Origin of the sequence: Parazoarcus communis SWub3 = DSM 12120, assembly GCF_003226565.1 — a bacterium.
GTDB classification, from domain to species: Bacteria; Pseudomonadota; Gammaproteobacteria; order Burkholderiales; family Rhodocyclaceae; genus Parazoarcus; species Parazoarcus communis.
The window spans coordinates 1-288 of the sequence record NZ_QKOE01000167.1 but is presented as its reverse complement, the minus strand read 5'-3'; the positions used below and the strand labels follow the sequence as shown (position 1 = coordinate 288).

General features: G+C 63.2%; 1 protein-coding gene. It reads right to left on the bottom strand.

Features of this window, described 5'->3' with window-relative positions:
* Positions 1-288 (bottom strand): hypothetical protein (locus DNK49_RS24315; protein ID WP_165843446.1); only part of this gene is annotated, 288 nt, incomplete at both ends.

The window sequence follows — 288 nt, the reverse complement described above, 5'->3', positions numbered from 1 at the left end:
CCGAACTCGCCCGGATACGAACCCGACACGCTGATCAGCCGACCATAAGGATCATAGTCGTGCGCCCCCATCAACGCCCCATCCCCTGCACGCACAAGCCCCCGGACTGAACCCAGGTGATCACGGACGTACACCAGACGACTGCCCTGCAAACGCCAGTGCTCACCCTCTTCAAAGTAATGGCGAAGCTCCACATCACTGCCGTTACGCGCCTGACACAGGGTCTGCCCGCACCACGCGTAGCGCGTCTCGCCCACCGTCACGAGCCCCGCTCGCTCTTCGATCACG